13 protein-coding genes are annotated in these 17,540 nt (G+C 73.0%); 11 read left to right on the top strand and 2 right to left on the bottom strand.

The genetic code is table 11. The features are described from left to right. Positions 1-80: 80 nt before the first annotated feature. Both ACFUJY_RS23350 and ACFUJY_RS23345 read left to right on the top strand, forming a co-directional pair. Positions 81-3,854 carry a glycosyltransferase gene (locus ACFUJY_RS23350; RefSeq protein ID WP_383302782.1) on the top strand — a complete coding sequence of 1,258 codons (3,774 nt, stop codon included), beginning with the start codon at positions 81-83 and terminating at the stop codon, positions 3,852-3,854. Then, complete coding sequence (locus ACFUJY_RS23345; RefSeq protein ID WP_383302779.1) at positions 3,851-5,398, top strand: DUF5719 family protein; 1,548 nt, start codon at positions 3,851-3,853, stop codon at positions 5,396-5,398. Before ACFUJY_RS23350 ends, ACFUJY_RS23345 begins: the two co-directional genes overlap by 4 nt. 21 nt (positions 5,399-5,419) lie before the next feature. Here ACFUJY_RS23345 and ACFUJY_RS23340 read toward each other — a convergent pair whose 3' ends face one another. Then, positions 5,420-5,848, bottom strand: a complete 429-nt coding sequence (locus ACFUJY_RS23340; RefSeq protein ID WP_203601512.1) for a metallopeptidase family protein — start codon at positions 5,846-5,848, stop codon at positions 5,420-5,422. A 400-nt stretch (positions 5,849-6,248) separates the two neighbouring features. Here ACFUJY_RS23340 and ACFUJY_RS23335 point away from each other — a divergent pair, with 400 nt between their 5' ends. From ACFUJY_RS23335 to ACFUJY_RS23300, 8 genes are all read left to right on the top strand, one after another. After that, a complete protein-coding gene (locus ACFUJY_RS23335; protein WP_383302775.1) occupies positions 6,249-6,623 on the top strand; it encodes a DUF3499 domain-containing protein in 375 nt (124 codons plus the stop codon). A gap of 60 nt (positions 6,624-6,683) precedes the next feature. Beyond that, positions 6,684-8,048, top strand: coding sequence for a phosphomannomutase/phosphoglucomutase (locus ACFUJY_RS23330; protein WP_383302772.1), 1,365 nt, complete (start codon positions 6,684-6,686; stop codon positions 8,046-8,048). 639 nt (positions 8,049-8,687) lie between these two features. Beyond that, the gene (locus ACFUJY_RS23325) at positions 8,688-8,870 is read left to right on the top strand and encodes a Trm112 family protein (protein WP_018103989.1); all 183 of its coding nucleotides are present in this window, start codon (positions 8,688-8,690) and stop codon (positions 8,868-8,870) included. 85 nt (positions 8,871-8,955) lie between these two features. Next, positions 8,956-10,092 (top strand): SIS domain-containing protein, encoded by a 1,137-nt coding sequence (locus ACFUJY_RS23320; protein ID WP_383302769.1) that lies wholly within the window; start codon positions 8,956-8,958, stop codon positions 10,090-10,092. Positions 10,093-10,163: 71 nt separating this feature from the next. Then, entirely contained in the window at positions 10,164-11,342 is a 1,179-nt protein-coding gene (manA, locus tag ACFUJY_RS23315; RefSeq protein ID WP_383302766.1) for a mannose-6-phosphate isomerase, class I, read from the top strand. An 87-nt stretch (positions 11,343-11,429) separates the two neighbouring features. Then, positions 11,430-12,515, top strand: coding sequence for a cation diffusion facilitator family transporter (locus ACFUJY_RS23310; RefSeq protein WP_383302764.1), 1,086 nt, complete (start codon positions 11,430-11,432; stop codon positions 12,513-12,515). A 268-nt stretch (positions 12,516-12,783) separates the two neighbouring features. Next, on the top strand, positions 12,784-14,241 hold the full coding sequence (gene ahcY / locus ACFUJY_RS23305) for an adenosylhomocysteinase (protein WP_383302762.1): 1,458 nt from the start codon (positions 12,784-12,786) through the stop codon (positions 14,239-14,241). Between the two features lie 196 nt (positions 14,242-14,437). Continuing rightward, positions 14,438-15,049, top strand: a complete 612-nt coding sequence (locus ACFUJY_RS23300; RefSeq protein ID WP_383302759.1) for a hypothetical protein — start codon at positions 14,438-14,440, stop codon at positions 15,047-15,049. Between the two features lie 13 nt (positions 15,050-15,062). Here the strand turns inward: ACFUJY_RS23300 and ACFUJY_RS23295 are convergent, their stop codons facing one another. Continuing rightward, positions 15,063-15,980 (bottom strand): RDD family protein, encoded by a 918-nt coding sequence (locus ACFUJY_RS23295; protein WP_383302757.1) that lies wholly within the window; start codon positions 15,978-15,980, stop codon positions 15,063-15,065. 114 nt (positions 15,981-16,094) lie between these two features. On the opposite strand from ACFUJY_RS23295, the gene ACFUJY_RS23290 reads away from it, so the two are divergent. Continuing rightward, complete coding sequence (locus tag ACFUJY_RS23290) at positions 16,095-17,102, top strand: stage II sporulation protein M (RefSeq protein ID WP_383302755.1); 1,008 nt, start codon at positions 16,095-16,097, stop codon at positions 17,100-17,102. The last annotated feature ends 438 nt before the right edge of the window (positions 17,103-17,540 follow it).

Below are 17,540 nucleotides of genomic sequence, written 5' to 3'. Positions count from 1 at the left end.
GACCCGACAGAGCGCGCGTGTACACCGATGCAGCCCCCGGGGGGACGTCCCCCGGACCCGGCCGGAGGGCCCGTACCTCGATGTCCGTGCACAGCCAATCAACGGCGCCGTACGCGGCCGCCGCCGCCCCCGAGTTCCCCCGGCATGTCGTCACCGCCGTGCTCGTCTCCCACGACGGCCAACGCTGGCTGCCCGACGCGCTCGCCGGACTGCTCGGCCAGGAACGCCCCGTACAGAACGCCGTCGCCGCCGACACCGGCAGCGCCGACGACTCCGCGCGCCTGGTCACCGAGGCCCTCGGCGCCGACCGCGTCCTGCACCTGGCGCGGCGTACGAGCTTCGGCACCGCCGTCGAAGAGGCGAGCCGCACGGCCGGCGTCCTCACCCCGGACGACCTGCCCTACCTGAAGCGGCCCAGCGGCTGGGACCCGGTCACCCGGACCTGGCACGACGAGGCGTACGAGATGCCCGAACTGCCGCACGGCGAACCGGTGCAATGGCTCTGGCTGCTCCACGACGACTGCGCGCCCGCGCCCGACGCGCTCGCCGAGATGCTGCGCGTCGTGGACAACGACCCGCACGCCGCGATCGTCGGCCCCAAGCTGCGCGGCTGGTACGACCGCCGCCAGCTCCTCGAAGTCGGCGTCTCCATCGCCAACAGCGGCCGCCGCTGGACCGGCCTCGACCGCCGCGAGCAGGACCAGGGCCAGCACGACCAGGTCCGCACCGTCCTCTCCGTCTCCACCGCCGGCATGCTCATCCGCCGCGACGTCTGGGAGGAACTGGGCGGCTTCGACCGCAGGCTCCCGCTCATGCGCGACGACGTCGACCTGTGCTGGCGCGCCCACCTGGCCGGCCACCGGGTGCTCGTCGCCCCCGACGCCGTCCTGCGCCACGCCGAGGCGTCCGCCCGGGAACGCCGCCCCATCGACTGCGCCGGCCGCAACGTCGCCAGCCCGCACCGCGTGGACAAGGCGGGCGCCGTCTACACGATGCTGGTCAACGCACGCGGCAAGAAGCTGCCCTGGGTGCTGCTCAGGCTCGTCCTCGGCACCCTGCTGCGCACCCTCGCCTACCTCGTCGGCAAGGTCCCGGGCCAGGCCCTCGACGAGGTCACCGGCCTCCTGAGCACCCTGCTGCGCCCCGGCCGCATCCTGGCCGCCCGCCGCGCCCGCGGGAAGGGCGCCGTCGACGCCGCCGAACTGCGCGGCCTCTTTCCCGCACCCGGCGCCACCGTCCGCGCCACCGTCGAACAGGTCGCCGGAAACTTCGGCGGCGGCTCCGACGCCGACTCCGGCGGCTCCCGGCACGGCGCCGTCGAGTCCGGACCGGGCGGCGACGACGCCGACTACCTGGAGATCGACCAGTTCGCCCGGCTGAAGAAGGTGGGCCGCAAACCGGGACCGGTCCTCTTCGCCCTGCTCCTCCTGGTCTCCCTCGTCGCCTGCCGCGACCTGATCGGCGGCGGCGCCCTCGCCGGCGGCGCCCTGCTGCCCGCCCCCGGCGACGTCTCCGACCTGTGGGCGCGGTACGCGGACGGCTGGCACACCGTCGGCACCGGCGGCACCCAGACCGCCCCGCCCTACCTCGCCGTCATCTCGGCCCTGTCCGCGCTGTTCCTCGGCTCCACCGGCTTCGCGCTCACCCTGCTGCTCGTCTGTTCGGTCCCGCTCGCCGGACTCACCGCGTACTTCGTCACCCGCCCGCTGCTGCCCTCACGGCTGCTGCGGGCCTGGGCGAGCGTCGCGTACGCCTTCCTGCCCGCCGCGACCGGCGCCCTGGCGACCGGCCGGCTCGGCACCGCCGTCCTGGCCGTCCTGCTGCCGCTGCTCGCGCGCACCGCCGTCTCCGCGCACGGCATGCGCGCCTCCGGCGACGCCCGCGGCAGCTGGCGCGCCACCTGGGCGTACACCCTGCTCCTCACCCTCGCCATGGCGTTCACGCCGATCGTGTGGCCGCTCGCCGTGGTCCTCGGCCTCGGCGTCCTGGTGCTGCGGCGCGGCGACATCACCGCGTACGGGCTCCGCTTCCTCGCCGCCGTCGGCACTCCGGTCCTGGTCCTCGCGCCCTGGTCGCTCTCGCTGCTGAGCAGCCCGTCCGCGTTCCTTGAGGAAGCCGGCCTGGAGACCGGTACGGGCTCCGCCTCCGCGCTCGACCTGCTCGGCATCAGCCCCGGCGGCCCGAAGGCGGCGGGCGGCGTCCTGCTCCTCGGCATCGTCCTCGCGGCGCTGGCCGCCCTGCTGCGCGGGGAGCGGCAGTTCGCCGTCCGGACCGCCTGGGTGGCCGCGCTGGTCGCCCTCGCGTTCGCCGGGCTCGCCAACGGCTCCGGCTGGGCGGGCCCCGCCACGCTGGTCTACGGCGCCGCGCTCATCGCCGCCGCGCTGGTCGGCGCGGACGGCGCCCGCATCCGCGTCGCCGAACTGAGCTTCGGCTGGCGCCAGCCGGTCGCCGCCCTGATCGCCCTCGCGGCGGGCGTGGCCCCCGTGCTGGCCGCCGCCGGCTGGATGATCGGCGGCGCGGCGGGCCCGCTGGAACGCCGCGACCCGGTCCAGGTGCCCGCGTTCGTCGCGGAGGAGAGCGGCACCCGCGACCAGCCGCGCACCCTGGTCCTGGGCGGCACCTCGTCCGCCTCCGTCGACTACACCCTCGTCCGCGGCTCGGGCGCCCGGCTCGGTGACGCGGAGCTGGCCGAGGCCCAGGGCGGCAACAGCCACCTCGACAAGGTCGTCGCCAACCTGGTCGCCGGCTCCGGCGCCGACCAGGGCAGCCAGCTCAGCGGTTTCGCGATCCGCTACGTCCTCGTGCGCGACGGGGCGCCCAAGCGGATGAGCCGGGTGCTCGACGCGACCCCGGGCCTGAGCCGGCTCAGCCAGCTCGACGGCAGCGCCCTGTGGCGGGTGGACCGGCAGGTCGCCCGGGTCATGATCGTCCCGGGCGAGGCCGGCGACGAGCCGCTCCCCGTGGGTTCCCAGCCGGTCGAGGCGCACACCAAGATCCCGGCGGGCGGCAACGGCCGGGTGCTGCGCGTCGCCGACGCCGCCGACCCCGGCTGGCAGGCCACGCTCAACGGCCGCGCGCTGACCGCGAAGACCGTCGACGGCTGGGCCCAGGGCTTCGAACTGCCCGCCGAGGGCGGCACCCTGGACCTCACCTACGAGGAGCCCTTCACCCACACCGTGTGGATCTGGGCGCAGATCGCGCTCGCCGTGGTCCTCGTGGTCATGGCCCTGCCCGGCCGCCGCCGCGAGATCGACGACGACCTGCCCGAGGAGGCCGAGGCGGTCGCCGCCGAACCGGTCGCCGGTGAGGGCCGCCGCGCCCGCAGGCTGCGCGCCGCCGCCCTGGCCGAGAGCGAGGCCGCCGAGGGCGCCCCCGAGCAGCAGGACGCGGAGGGGGCCCCGGCCCAGGAGGAGACCGGCGAGCAGCCCGCGTACGTTCCCGCCCAGCAGAGCGCCGAAACCGACCCGGCGGCCCCGGAGGGCGACGACGGCGTCTTCGTCCCGCAGCAGCAGTACGGCGACTGGGACGCCGGACAGGGCCAGTACCAGGACGCGGGCTATCCGCAGTACCAGGACGGCGCCCCGTACCAGGACCCGTACGCGGAAGGGCAGCAGCAGCCGGACACCGGCGGCTACGACCCGTACGGCTACCCCCGGTACCAGGACGGCGGCCAGTACGCGGGCCCCTACGACCTGTCCGCGTACGACCCGCAGTCCTACGACCCGAACGGGTACGGCCCCGAGGCCGGGCAGTACGGCGAGCAGCACCCGTACGACCCGCAGAACCCCGAGAACCCCGCCCCGGGCCAGAACCCGTGGCCGACCGGTAACGCATCGCGAGGCGAGTCCGAGTGAAGTCCACCAGCAGCCTGTCCCTCATCGCCGGGGCGGTCGCCCTGGCCGCCGTCACCGGGTTCGCCGTGCTCAACGAGCCGTCCGGCGGCAGCACGGCCGAAGCGCGGACGGCCGTCCGGCTGCCCGTCGAACGGACCAGCCTGCTCTGCCCGGCGCCCGGCCTCTCCGACCTCTCGGAGACGGCGTACACGGCCTTCACGCCGTCCGGCACGAGCGGCGGCTCCGCCGCGGCAGGCACTGCCGAGCTCCTGTCCTCGGCGAAGGACGGCGGGACGAAGGCCGACGACAAGTCCGGGAAGTCCGACGACAAGGACAAGAAGGACAAGGAGGAGAAGGGCAAGAAGGACAAGCCGGTGGTCTCCCTCAAGGAGCCCGGCAAGCCCGCCACCGGCGAGGCGTCGGGCGCGGACTCGCCCGCCCTCATCGGCACCGCGACGGGCCGGCTCGCACCCGGCTGGACCGCCCAGCAGACCACCACCATCGAGGCGGGCGACGGACGAGGGCTGCTCGGCATCAGCTGCACCGCACCCGACACCGACTTCTGGTTCCCGGCGGCGAGCACCGCCAAGTCCCGCGAGGACTACGTCCACCTGACCAACCCGGACGACACCGCCGCCGTCGCCGACATCGAGCTGTACGGCCCGGACGGCTCCCTCAAGTCCGACGTCGGCGAGGGCATCACGGTCCCGGCGGGCTCCGGCGTGCGCGTCCTGATCTCGACGCTCACGAGCAAGGCCGCCGACGACGTCACCGTCCACGTCACCACCCGCACCGGCAGGGTCGGCGCGGCCGTCAGGACGGCGGACGACAAGACCGGCAGCGACTGGCTCACGGCCTCCGCCGAACCCGCCGGCACGCTCGTGCTGCCGGGCATCCCGGCCGACGCGACCTCGGTCCGCCTGGTGGCCTTCGCCCCCGGCGACGACGACGCCGACCTCGACCTGAAGCTGCTCGGCAAATCCGGCGCGGTCACCCCGGCCGGCCACGAGGAACTGCACGTCAAGTCACACATGACCGCCGGAATGGACCTCAAGGACATCACCCGGGGCGAGGCGGGCTCGCTGATGCTGGTGCCCTCCGAGAAGGACAAGGCCACCCCGGTCGTCGCCGCCCTGCGCGTGGTCCGGGGCAAGGGCGACGGACAGGAGGTCGCCTACATCCCCGCGACCGGCCCGGTCGGCGCCCGCGCGACCGTCGCCGACAACCGGTCCAAGGGCTCCGTCCTCTCCCTCACCGCCCCCGGCGCCGCCGCGACCGTCAAGGTCACGGCGTCGGCGGGCAGCGGCGGCGGTACGCCGGTCAGCAAGACGTACAAGATCGCGGCGGGCACGACCACGGCGGTCACCCCGCCGGTGCCGAAGGGCCTCAAGGGCACCTACGCCCTGACGGTCGAGACGCAGTCGGGCGGACCGGTGCACGCCGCGCGCACCCTCACGGAGAAGGTGGACGGCATCCAGATGTTCACGGTGCAGACGCTGCCGGACGACCGGGGCACGGTGGAGGTCCCGACGGCCCGGCAGGACCTGTCGGTGCTGGACGACTGAGCGGGGCGGCCGAGAGGGCCGCTACTCCTGCCCGTAACGGGGGTCGACGGACTCGGGCGCCAGGCCCAGCAGCTCCGCGACCTGCTCGACCACGATCTCGTGGACGAGCAGCGCGCGCTCGTCCCGGCTCTTGGTGCGCAGTTCGACAGGCCGCCGGTAGACGGTGATGCGGGCGGGCCGGCCCTTCTCGGCGGAGACCGCGTCGCCCAGCGGAACCGTCTCCTCCGCCGTCTCCGGCACCTCCAGGACGACGAAGTCGACCTCCGCCAGCTGCGGCCAGCGCCGCTCCAGCCGCTCCACCGAGTCCTGGACGAGGTCGCGGAAGCTGTCCGCGCGGCTCGTGGACAGCGGCACCTGCGGCGGGGCGACGGGCCCGCGCATTCCTCGGCCGTGTCGGTCCCGGCGCCGCGGACGCGGCTCGGACGGGCTGGGCGGTACGGAACTGTCCATCACCGACGCAGCCTAACCCCCGACGCCCCGCCCGGCCGGAGGGCGAGCGGGGCGTCGGGGGTCAGGCAGGTCCCGAACGATCCGCCCCCACCCCACCCGACCCCACCCCGACTCGTCCCGAACGATCCGCCCCGCGCCGCCCTGTCCGCTCCTGAGCGATCCGGCCACACCGGAGCCCGATTCCAGCCCCGCTCGCGACCGCCGGGCCGACGCCTTGTGAAAGGTTCGCGGCACAGAGGTGACCGGAATCATCGCCGTCAGGACCCTCGCCCTCTCCTCCCGCGCAGGTCAGCGGAGTTGTCCGGGGGGCGCGTGTGCCGGAGGTCACAGGGCGACACGGAGGGGTGAGCCGGGGGAGAGTCGTCGCAGCCCGCTCAAGAGTGCGGTACCGTCCAACATCGTGAGCCCTGTACGTCGCTGTTCGCGCACCGCGTGCGGCCGCCCTGCCGTCGCGACACTGACGTACGTCTATGCCGACTCGACTGCGGTCCTCGGCCCGCTCGCCACCTACGCCGAGCCCCACTGCTACGACCTCTGTGCCGAGCACAGCGAGCGGCTGACCGCGCCACGGGGCTGGGAGGTCGTCCGGCTCTCCGACCCCTCCGCGCCCACCCGTCCCAGCGGCGACGACCTGGAAGCGCTGGCCAACGCCGTACGGGAAGCCGCGCGTCCGCAGGAGCGCGGCGACGGAGCCCCGGGCGGCCGCCGGACCGCGGACCCGATGGAGGTCGCCCGCAGGGGGCACCTCCGCGTCCTGCGCTCACCCGACTCCTGAGGGGCCGTCGGCCGCCGGGTACGTTGGGCGGTCCGCAGCAACCCCCAGGAGGACCGGCCCGTGACCACAGACCTCTCGCAGCTCGTGAAGGCGTACGACGTGCGCGGAGTCGTGCCCGACCAGTGGGACGAGAAGCTGGCCGGACTCTTCGGGGCCGCCTTCGTCGAGGTGACCGGCGCGGACGCGATCGTCGTCGGCCACGACATGCGCCCCACGTCCCCGGCCCTGTCCGGGGCGTTCGCACGGGGCGCGGCGGGGCGCGGCGCCGACGTCACGCTGATCGGCCTCTGCTCGACGGACCAGCTGTACTACGCCTCCGGGGCGCTGGACCTGCCCGGCGCGATGTTCACCGCCTCGCACAACCCCGCCCAGTACAACGGCATCAAGATGTGCCGGGCGGGCGCGGCGCCGGTGGGCCAGGACACGGGCCTGGCCGAGATCCGCGCGCTGGCCGAGGAATGGTCGGAGAAGGGCGCCCCCGAACCGGTCGCGACCCCGGGGGAGGTCACCGGGCGCGACACCCTCACGGACTACGCCGCCCACCTGCTCTCCCTGGTGGACCTGACGGAGATCCGCCCCCTCAAGGTCGTCGTGGACGCGGGCAACGGCATGGGCGGCCACACCGTCCCCACGGTCTTCGCCGGGCTGCCCGTGGACCTCGTTCCGCTGTACTTCGAGCTCGACGGCACCTTCCCGAACCACGAGGCCAACCCCCTGGACCCGAAGAACATCACGGACCTCCAGGCCCGCGTGGTGGCCGAGGGCGCCGACCTGGGCCTCGCCTTCGACGGGGACGCGGACCGCTGCTTCGTGGTGGACGAACGGGGCGAGGGCGTCTCCCCGTCGGCGATCACCGCCCTGGTCGCGGCCCGGGAACTGGCCCGCAACGGCGGCCGGGGAACGATCATCCACAACCTGATCACCTCCCACTCCGTCCCCGAGGTCGTACGCGAACACGGCGGCACCCCCGTCCGCACCAGGGTCGGCCACTCCTTCATCAAGTCCGAGATGGCCGCCCACGGCGCGATCTTCGGCGGCGAGCACTCGGCCCACTACTACTTCCGCGACTTCTGGAACGCCGACACGGGCATGCTCGCCGCCCTCCACGTCCTCGCCGCCCTGGGCGGCCAGGCGGGCCCCCTTTCGGCCCTGGTCGCGCAGTACGACCGCTACGCCGCCTCCGGAGAGATCAACTCCACGGTCGACGACCAGAAGGCCCGCACGGCAAAGGTCGCCGCCGCCTTCACCCACCGCGAGAACGCCACCACGGACACCCTGGACGGCCTCACGGTGACGACCCCCACCTGGTGGTTCAACCTCCGCCCGTCCAACACGGAACCGCTGCTGCGCCTGAACGTGGAGGCGAAGGACGAGGAGACGATGGACCGGGTGAGGGACGAGGTACTGGCCCTGATCCGCGACTAGCGAGCCCCTGCCGCGCTGCGGGCCGCCGGTCCGGGGGTGCGTGCCCCGGGTCCGGTGGTGCGTGCCCCGGGTCCGGTGGTGCGTGTTCCGGGTCCGATGGTGCGTGCCCCCGGTTCGGTGGTGCGTGTTCCGGTCTGGCGGTGCTTGCGGGTCCGGCCGGGCTAAGGGCGGGCCGCGCCCGCCGGCCCGACGGCGCCTTCCTGGTCCGGCGCGCCCGGCCCGACCTCCCGGCTCTGGGGCGCCCCCCTGGGCCACCCCAGGCCCAGCGGCGGCCCCCGGCTTGGCCCCCGGCCCTGCGCCGCCACCCGGCGTGGCCCCCTGGCTCGGCGGCGTCCCCTCGGCCTGGCCCCCGTGGCCCGGCGGCGCCCCCCGGCCCCGCCGCGCTCTCCAGTCCCGCCGGCGTTTGAGGCGCGGGGTCCGGGGCAGCGCCCCGGTTTCGGGAAGGGGCGGGTAGGGGACAAGGCCCGCCGCAGGCGCGCACCGCCCCCGCACCGCACCCACCCCCCCCGCACCGCACCCACCCCCCCGCAACCGCACCGCACCCCCACGCCCCACGACACGCCCCCCACCCCACCCCAGCGGTAGGCTGACCACGCCCCCACAAGGGCCCAGCCAACAGACCGCCCGAAGGGACACCCCATGCCGCTCGAAGCCGGCCTCCTGGAGATCCTGGCCTGCCCCGCCTGCCACGCCCCCCTGGACGACCAGACGGCAGCCGACACCCCGGAACTCATCTGCACCGGCACGGACTGCGGCCTCGCCTACCCCGTCCGGGACGGCATCCCCGTACTCCTCGTCGACGAGGCCCGCCGCCCGGCGTGACCGGCTCGACCGGCGTAACCGGCCCCAAGCGGCCACACCGCACCCGCACCCGCCGGTGACCGGCATGTGATCGGAGGACCGCCCCATGCTCGACGAGTCGTTGCTCGACGCCCCCGACGCCCTGGCCCGAGCCGACCGCCGCGACCTGCTCCGCGGCGCCGCCGAGGCCGGGGCCCGGGTCCGCACCGCCGCCCGGCACGCGGCGGAGGCCGGGATCACCGAGCTGAAGCCGGAGGGCCGCCCGCGCGCCGTCCTGGTCGCCGGCCCCGGCACCGCCGCGACCGGCGTCGCGGACCTCATCGCCGCCCTCGCCGGCGCCGCCGCCCCGGTCACCCGCATCCCGCCGACCGGCGTCGCCCCCGCCCCCGGCGCACTCCGCTGGACCCTGCCCGGCTGGGCCGGCTCCATGGACCTGCTGCTCATCGCCACGGCGGACGGCTCCGAACCGGGCCTCGCCCTCCTCGCGGAGCAGGCGTACCGCCGGGGCTGCACGGTCGTGGCCGTCGCCCCACTGCGCTCCCCCCTCCGGGAGGCGGTGCACGGCGTGCACGGCGTCGTCGTCCCGATGGCCTCCGCCCCGCACGGCGAGTACGACGCCGAGACGTCGGCCGCAGGCCCCGGCACCCTCTGGGCCCTGCTCACCCCGCTCCTCGCCCTGCTCGACCGCGTCGGCCTGGTCACCGCCCCCGCCGACGCCCTTCAGAGCGTCGCCGACCGCCTGGACCGCACGGCGGAGCGCTGCGGCCCGGCCATCGCCACGTACGGCAACCCGGCCAAGACCCTCGCCGCCGAACTCGCGGACACCCTGCCCCTGATCTGGACGGAGGGCGAAGCGGCCGGCCCGGTCGGGCGCCGGTTCGCCGCGGTCCTGGCGGAGCTCTCGGGCCGCCCGGCCCTCGCCGCCGCACTCCCGGAGGCGCTTCCCACGCACGGGGGCCTGCTGGCGGGCGCCTTCGCCGCGGGCGCGGACCCGGACGACTTCTTCCGCGACCGCGTCGAGGAGGCGGAGCCCCTGCACGCCCGGGTGGTGCTGCTCCGCGACCGCCCGACCGGCGGCCTCAGCGCCGCCCCGGCCGCCCGCGAACTCGCCCTCGGCCACGACACGGCGATCAGCGAACTGGAACCGGAGGAGGGCAGCACGCTCGAATCCCTCGCGGAACTGCTCGCCGTCACCGACTTCGCCGCGGTCTACCTGTCGCTGGCCTCGACGTCCGGCGCCTGAACACCTCGTACCACGTCCACCCAGCGCGGCACACCGCACCGCACCGCACACAGCAACACAAGGACTGATCCATGGACCGGCTCTCCAACACCGTGCGCCCGTATGCCTGGGGCTCGACCACCGCGATCCCCGCCCTGCTGGGCGTCGCCCCCACCGGCGAGCCGCAGGCGGAGATGTGGATGGGCGCCCACCCGGGCGCCCCTTCCCGGATCACCCGCACCGAAACGGGCACCACCCACGCCGAGCAGTCCCTCACCGACGCCATCGACGCCGATCCCGCCCGCGAACTGGGCCCGGCGACCGTCGAGAAGTTCGGCCCCCGCCTGCCCTTCCTCCTCAAGCTGCTCGCCGCGGGCGCCCCCCTCTCCCTCCAGGTGCACCCGAACCTCGACCAGGCCAAGGCGGGTTACGCGGACGAGGAGAGCCGGTCCGTCCCGATCGACGCCCCCCACCGCACGTACAAGGACGCCAACCACAAGCCCGAGCTGATCTGCGCCCTCACCCCCTTCGACGGCCTGTGCGGGTTCCGCCGTCCCCTGGAGGCGGCCGAGGCGATGGAGGGCCTGGGCGTCGACTCCCTCAAGCCGTACGCGGACCTGCTCCGCGCCCAGCCCGAGGAGGCCGCGCTGCGCGAGGTCCTGACGGCGATCCTCACCGCGGACCCGGACGAGATGGCCGAGACGGTGACCGCCGCCGCGGCCGCCGCGGAACGGCTCGGCGGCGCCTACGCCCCGTACGCCCGCATCGCCCACCACTTCCCCGGCGACGCCGGCGTCATCGCGGCCATGCTGCTCAACCACGTACGGCTCCAGCCCGGCGAGGCGCTGTTCCTCGGCGCCGGCGTCCCGCACGCGTACCTCGACGGCCTCGGCGTCGAGATCATGGCCAACTCGGACAACGTGCTGCGCTGCGGCCTGACGCCCAAGCACATCGACGTACCCGAACTCCTGCGCATCGTCCGCTTCGAGGCGACCGACCCGGGCATCCTGCGCCCGGAGGCCTCCCCGTCGGGCGAGGAGCTGTACGAGACGCCGGTGGACGAGTTCCGTCTCTCCCGCTTCGACCTGTCACCCGGCGCCGCCCCCGCCGAGCTGACGGCGCCCACCCCGCAGATCCTGCTGTGCACGGCGGGCGCTCCGAGCGCCGGTGACCTCGCCCTCGCGCCCGGCGAATCGGTCTTCGTACCGGCGGGCGAGCGGGTACATGTGTCCGGAGCGGGCACGCTGTTCCGTGCGACAGTGGTGGCCTGACGCACCGTCCGTGACGAGGGCTGCAACAATGTGCCGCCACACCGCGGCCGTCGGAGCCGCAGACCGAAGAAGGGACACCAGGCACCCATGAGTGCGTCAGGCGGAACCAAGGCGATCGTGGCGGCACTCGGCGCCAACCTCGCGATCGCAGTGGCCAAATTCGTGGCGTTCCTGTTCAGCGGGTCCTCGTCGATGCTCGCGGAGAGCGTCCACTCGCTCGCCGACTCCGGCAACCAGGGCCTGCTGCTCCTCGGCGGCAAGCGGGCCCAGCGCGAGGCCACCCCGCAGCACCCCTTCGGGTACGGCCGCGAGCGTTACATCTACGCCTTCCTGGTCTCCATCGTCCTGTTCTCCGTCGGCGGCATGTTCGCGGTGTACGAGGGCTACGAGAAGATCAGGCACCCCCACGAGCTGGAGGCCTGGTACTGGCCGGTCGGCGTCCTGGTCTTCGCGATCATCGCCGAGGGCTTCTCCTTCCGTACGGCGATCAAGGAGTCCAACGAGTCGCGCGGCTCGCTCAGCTGGACGGAGTTCATCCGCCGCGCGAAGGCCCCGGAACTGCCCGTCGTGCTCCTTGAGGACTTCGGCGCGCTCATCGGTCTGATCCTCGCCCTCGGCGGCGTCGGCCTGGCCCTCGGCACGGGCAACGGCGTCTGGGACGGCATCGGGACCCTCTGCATCGGCATCCTGCTGATCGCCATCGCGATCGTGCTGGCCGCCGAGACCAAGTCCCTGCTGCTCGGCGAGGCCGCAGGTACCGACCAGGTCGAGAAGATCAAGGACGCGGTGGTCGACGGCGACACCGTCACCAAGGTCATCCACATGCGCACGCTCCACCTCGGCCCGGAAGAGCTGCTGGTCGCCGCCAAGATCGCGGTCCAGCACGACGACACCGCCGACGAGGTCGCCAACGCGATCAACGCCGCCGAGTCCCGCATCCGCGCCGCCGTCCCCATCGCCCGGGTGATCTACCTGGAGCCGGACATCTACAACGCCGCGGCGGCAGCGGCCGGCACCAACCCGGCCAAGACCCCCGGCGGCACCCACGCCACCCCCGGCCCCGAAGCCCCCGGCCCGGAAGCCCCCGAGCCGGGCGCCGCCGAGCCGGGCGCCGAGGCAGCCGACACCCCGGCACGCCCGGAAGGCACCGGCCCGACGGAATCCGGCCACTGACCGCACCGGACCCGCCATCGCACACCCGACACAGCCGCTCCCGCCCCGGACCCGCGCCGGTGGACTGGGAGCGGCTGCGCCGTTCGGTGTAGATTCGACGGCAGTGTCAGACGTCGCTGCTGATGGCGGTCGATCGGTCCGTACGCCGGACCGGCCGAGGGAGAGAGGGCCTCCGACGGACTGCGCTGCGAGCGCCCGGGCATTCGTGTGCCCGCCGCCGCAGAGCCGCCCTACCCACCCTCGACTCCACAACGAGGAGCAGCCCGTTATGACGACGGTCGCCAACCAACAGGACTTCAAGGTCGCCGATCTTTCTCTTGCCGCTTTCGGGCGGAAGGAGATCACGCTTGCCGAGCATGAGATGCCCGGTCTGATGTCGATCCGTAAGGAGTACGCCGCGGCGCAGCCGCTGGCGGGTGCTCGTATCACCGGTTCGTTGCACATGACGGTGCAGACGGCGGTGCTGATCGAGACGCTGGTGGCGCTTGGTGCGCAGGTGCGCTGGGCGTCGTGCAACATCTTCTCCACCCAGGACCATGCGGCCGCGGCGATCGCGGTCGGTCCGGAGGGGACTCCCGAGGCGCCGGCGGGTGTGCCTGTGTTCGCGTGGAAGGGGGAGTCGCTGGAGGAGTACTGGTGGTGCACGGAGCAGGCCCTGACCTGGCCGGACACCCCGACCGGCGGTCCGAACATGATTCTGGACGACGGCGGGGATGCCACCCTCCTGGTGCACAAGGGCGTCGAGTTCGAGAAGGCGGGTGCGGTTCCGGACCCTGCGACGGCGGACAGCGAGGAGTACGCGCACATCCTGACGCTGCTCAACCGGACGCTGGGTGAGTCGCCGCGGAAGTGGACGCAGCTGGCGTCGGAGATCCGTGGTGTGACGGAGGAGACCACGACGGGTGTGCACCGTCTGTACGAGATGCACCGCGACGGCACTCTGCTGTTCCCCGCGATCAATGTGAATGACGCGGTGACGAAGTCGAAGTTCGACAACAAGTACGGCTGCCGCCACTCTTTGATCGACGGGATCAACCGGGCCACCGATGTCCTGATCGGGGGGAAGACGGCGGTGGTGTGCGGTTACGGGGACGTGGGCAAGGGCTGCGCGGAGTCGCTGCGTGGCCAGGGCGCCCGCGTGATCATCACGGAGATCGACCCGATCTGCGCGTTGCAGGCGGCGATGGACGGTTACCAGGTCGCCACCTTGGATGATGTGGTGGAGCAGGCGGACATCTTCGTCACGACGACGGGCAACAAGGACATCATCATGGCCTCGGACATGGCCCGGATGAAGCACCAGGCGATCGTGGGGAACATCGGTCACTTCGACAACGAGATCGACATGGCGGGCCTGGCGAGGATCGAGGGCATCGTCAAGGACGAGGTCAAGCCGCAGGTCCACACGTGGACGTTCCCGGAGGGGAAGGTCCTGATCGTGCTTTCCGAGGGCCGTCTGCTGAATCTGGGCAATGCGACGGGTCACCCCTCCTTCGTGATGTCGAACTCGTTCGCGGACCAGACGCTGGCGCAGATCGAGCTGTTCACGAAGCCCGAGGAGTACCCGACCGACGTCTACGTGCTGCCCAAGCACCTGGACGAGAAGGTCGCCCGGCTCCACCTCGAAGCGCTCGGCGTCAAGCTCACGACCCTGCGCCCGGAGCAGGCGGCGTACATCGGTGTCGAGGTCGAAGGCCCGTACAAGCCCGACCACTACCGCTACTGATTCCCTGACCGGCCCGGTACTGATTCCCGGACCGGAACCGGCCGGACCTCGCACGGTCCGGCCGATCCGGTCCGGGACCGGGCGCTCAGCGCGCCCCGGGCCGATCAGCGGCAGCGACGAACGCAGGCCCCCGCACCCCCGTGTCGGGGGCCTGCGCCGTACCGCACCCGCACGAGCCGAGGACTCGAAGGACCCCATGCCCCGCGGCCGATATTCGCTCCACGACGTCCACGACCACACCCCTCTCGGCGAAGAACACTTCCACTGCGCGCCCGGCCCTTCCGGCTGGCGCTACATCTCCCAAACGACCGCCCCGTCCGGCAGTCACCTGGGATCAGTCGACCTCACCCTCGATGAACTCGGCCGCCCCCTCCGACTCGAACTCCATTCCGCCGACTGGCAGGTCCGAGGTGCCGCCCTGGAGGGCCTCACCTGGGTCCGTACCGATCCGACGGGCGCTCACGCCACCGAAGGCAATGTCCGCGCCCACGCCTTCAACGGCACTTCCCCCGCTTTCCTCGTCGCGACCGCTCGTCTGCTGCGCCTCACCCCCGCTTCCCCCGAGACCCGCGTCCGGGTCGTCACCTTCACGGACCCGGTCCTCGCCCCCCGTACCCTCGACCAGTCCTGGGCCCTGGTGAACAGTGAAGCGCACCCCACTGACAACGGCCCCCTGAAGGTGGACGAGTACCAGGTCAGCGCCCTGGACACGGGGGAGCGGCACACGATCCACCTGGCCGGCGACGTGGTGCTCTCCGCCCCCGGCATCGAGCTCGAGGACCTGGACTCCCCGCCCTCCGACCGCTAGGACCTGTCCGGCGTCACGCGGGCGGCACGAACCCGGTGACGGGCGGACGCCCCGCCTCCCCGCCGCCCGTATCGGCAGGGGGACGTACGGAGACTTCGGCCGTCCGTTCGCCGGCCCGAGGCCCCTGTGTGACCGCCCGGCCCGGACCGGCACCGGCGGAGCCGTGCACCACGCCGGCCTGAGCGGCCTGCCACGCCCTGCGCGCGTCCCGTACCTGCCGCTCATGTACCACGGCGGCCAGGTAGGCGGGGGCCGGGACGCCCGGCGGGGCCGGCACTCCGGTGCGTGTGACGACCTCGGCGCCGAGACGTTCCGCCATGGCCCCGCCCACGGCGGCGTCGAGCTCATGCATCCGCGTCAGGTACTGCCGTACCGCGAGCCACAGCTCATCCGGAACCGCCGACAGGTCCAGCTGGGCGAACCGCCCCACCAGCCACGGCGGAGGCGGCGGAACGGCCACGGTCCGTCCGGCCGGCACCCGTTCGCGTACGACGAGCGTCCCCGCGAAGACGTCCCCGAGCCGTCGGCCACGTGGCGAGACCAGCGACGCGACGACGGCGACCACCCCGAACGTCAGCAGGATCTCCACCACCCCCATCGCCCCACGCACGAGCGCGTGCCGGAACCGGATCGGCCCTCCGTCGTCCCGCACCACCCGAAGCCCGCACGCCAGCTTCCCCGGGGAACGGCCGTGGCTCAGCGTCTCGACCGCGATCGGGCCGCCCACCGGCACCAGCAGAAAAGCGGCGACGGACACCGCGGCCCAGGCCGCGTCGTCCAGTGAGCCACTGGCGAGGGCCAGCCCCAGCGCCACCAGACCGAAGGCCGTTCCCGCCACGACCAGATCGATGGCCAGAGCCAGCGCACGGCTCGGCAGCTTCGCCGGCCGGAGTCCCAGCACGACCGCGTCCCCCGTCACGAGCTCACTCATCGCCCACCCCTCCGTCCGCAGGCCCCTGCCCGGCGGCCCCACAGTCTGCCAAGCTGACCCCCGACGCCACAGGCGTACGACCCCGTACACCCTTGCCTGGAGCAGCAGCCGACCATGGACCTCGATGTCTTCGTCCACACACACCGCGTCGAGTGGGACCGGCTGGACCACCTCGTGCGCCGAGGGCACCGGCTGACGGGCGCGGAAGCCGACGAACTCGTCGACCTCTACCAGCGCACGGCGACCCATCTCTCCCTGATCCGGTCCAGCGCCCCGGAGCCGCTGCTCGTCGAGCGGCTCACACAACTGGTGGCCCGCGCCCGTTCCATGGTGACCGGTACACGCCGGGCCTCCTGGCGCGACGCCACGCGATTCCTCACGGCCGGATTTCCCGCCGCGGTCTACCGCTCCCGGCACTGGTGGATACCGACCGCGGTCCTCTCGACGCTTCTGACCGCGCTGATGGGCTGGTGGATCGGCACGCATCCGGAGGTCCAGTCGGCCATCGCCGCTCCGGAGGACCTCCGCCGCATGACGGTCCCGGGCGGCGAGTACGAGACGTACTACTCCAGCCACCCGGCGACTTCCTTCGCCGCCCAGGTCTGGACGAACAACGCGCAGGCCGCCGCCATGTGCCTGGTCCTGGGCGCGTTCCTCTGCGTGCCGGTGCTCTGGGTCCTCTTCGTGAACGTCGTCAACCTCGCGGTGGGCATCGGCCTGATGTCCTCGGCGGGCCGCCTCGACACGTTCCTCGGCCTGATCCTTCCGCACGGACTGCTGGAGCTGACCGCCGTCTTCGTCGCCGCCGGCACCGGCCTGCGCCTCGGCTGGACCGTGATCGACCCGGGCCCGAGGACCCGCCGCGCGGCCCTCGCCCAACAGGGACGCGCCGCGCTCGGCATGGCCATCGGCCTGGCACTGGTGCTGTTCGTGTCCGGGGTGATCGAAGCCTTCGTGACCCCCTCCGGCCTGCCGACCTGGGCCCGCATCTCGCTGGGAACGGCCGCCGAGCTGCTCTTCCTCCTGTACGTCTACGTACTCGGGGGACGCGCGGCCCGCGCCGGCGAGGCGGGCGACCTGGACGAGGTCGAACGAAGCGCCGAGGTGCCGACCGCCGCCTGATGTGCATCCGGCGTCGCTGACCTGCTAGTCTCCTCCTCGCCCCAAAAAACCGTTGACACGGCGAAGTGGGGGAGGTAGGTTTAAACGGTTGCCTCGAACTGGACAAGTTCGGTTGCGACCAGTTAATATCTGTCTCGCTCTGATGGGAAATCGAATTTCCGCAGAGCCATTCGATTCCCACTTTCTGAAGTTGAAGCCGATTAGGTTCGGCCGAAATGCTTCTGATAAAGTCGAATCAGCCGCAAGGCAAGGCCACTTCAACGGCCGCCGGAATCACACTTCGAACTGGAAACGGAACGAAATGAGTCTGGTAAGGTTGAAACCGCCGAAAGGCAAAAGGAAAGACCCGCTTCGACCGGGAATCGGACACGAAAGAGTCTGATAGAGTCGGAAACGCAAGACCGAAGGGAAGCGCCCGGAGGAAAGCCCCAGAAAATG

This window comes from Streptomyces sp. NPDC057249 (assembly GCF_042669245.1).
Lineage (GTDB): Bacteria > Actinomycetota > Actinomycetes > Streptomycetales > Streptomycetaceae > Streptomyces.
The sequence above is the reverse complement of the archived record's forward strand: the minus strand, read 5'-3'. Positions and strand labels throughout refer to the sequence as shown.

Coding starts and splice junctions, on each gene's coding strand:
- ACFUJY_RS23295 (WP_383302757.1), bottom strand. CDS start 15,980: ATGAGTGAGCTCGTGACGGGGGACGCGGTCGTGCTGGGACTCCGGCCG.
- ACFUJY_RS23290 (WP_383302755.1), top strand. CDS start 16,095: ATGGACCTCGATGTCTTCGTCCACACACACCGCGTCGAGTGGGACCGG.
- ACFUJY_RS23320 (WP_383302769.1), top strand. CDS start 8,956: ATGCTCGACGAGTCGTTGCTCGACGCCCCCGACGCCCTGGCCCGAGCC.
- manA (WP_383302766.1), top strand. CDS start 10,164: ATGGACCGGCTCTCCAACACCGTGCGCCCGTATGCCTGGGGCTCGACC.
- ACFUJY_RS23300 (WP_383302759.1), top strand. CDS start 14,438: ATGCCCCGCGGCCGATATTCGCTCCACGACGTCCACGACCACACCCCT.
- ACFUJY_RS23340 (WP_203601512.1), bottom strand. CDS start 5,848: ATGGACAGTTCCGTACCGCCCAGCCCGTCCGAGCCGCGTCCGCGGCGC.
- ACFUJY_RS23325 (WP_018103989.1), top strand. CDS start 8,688: ATGCCGCTCGAAGCCGGCCTCCTGGAGATCCTGGCCTGCCCCGCCTGC.
- ACFUJY_RS23350 (WP_383302782.1), top strand. CDS start 81: ATGTCCGTGCACAGCCAATCAACGGCGCCGTACGCGGCCGCCGCCGCC.
- ACFUJY_RS23310 (WP_383302764.1), top strand. CDS start 11,430: ATGAGTGCGTCAGGCGGAACCAAGGCGATCGTGGCGGCACTCGGCGCC.
- ahcY (WP_383302762.1), top strand. CDS start 12,784: ATGACGACGGTCGCCAACCAACAGGACTTCAAGGTCGCCGATCTTTCT.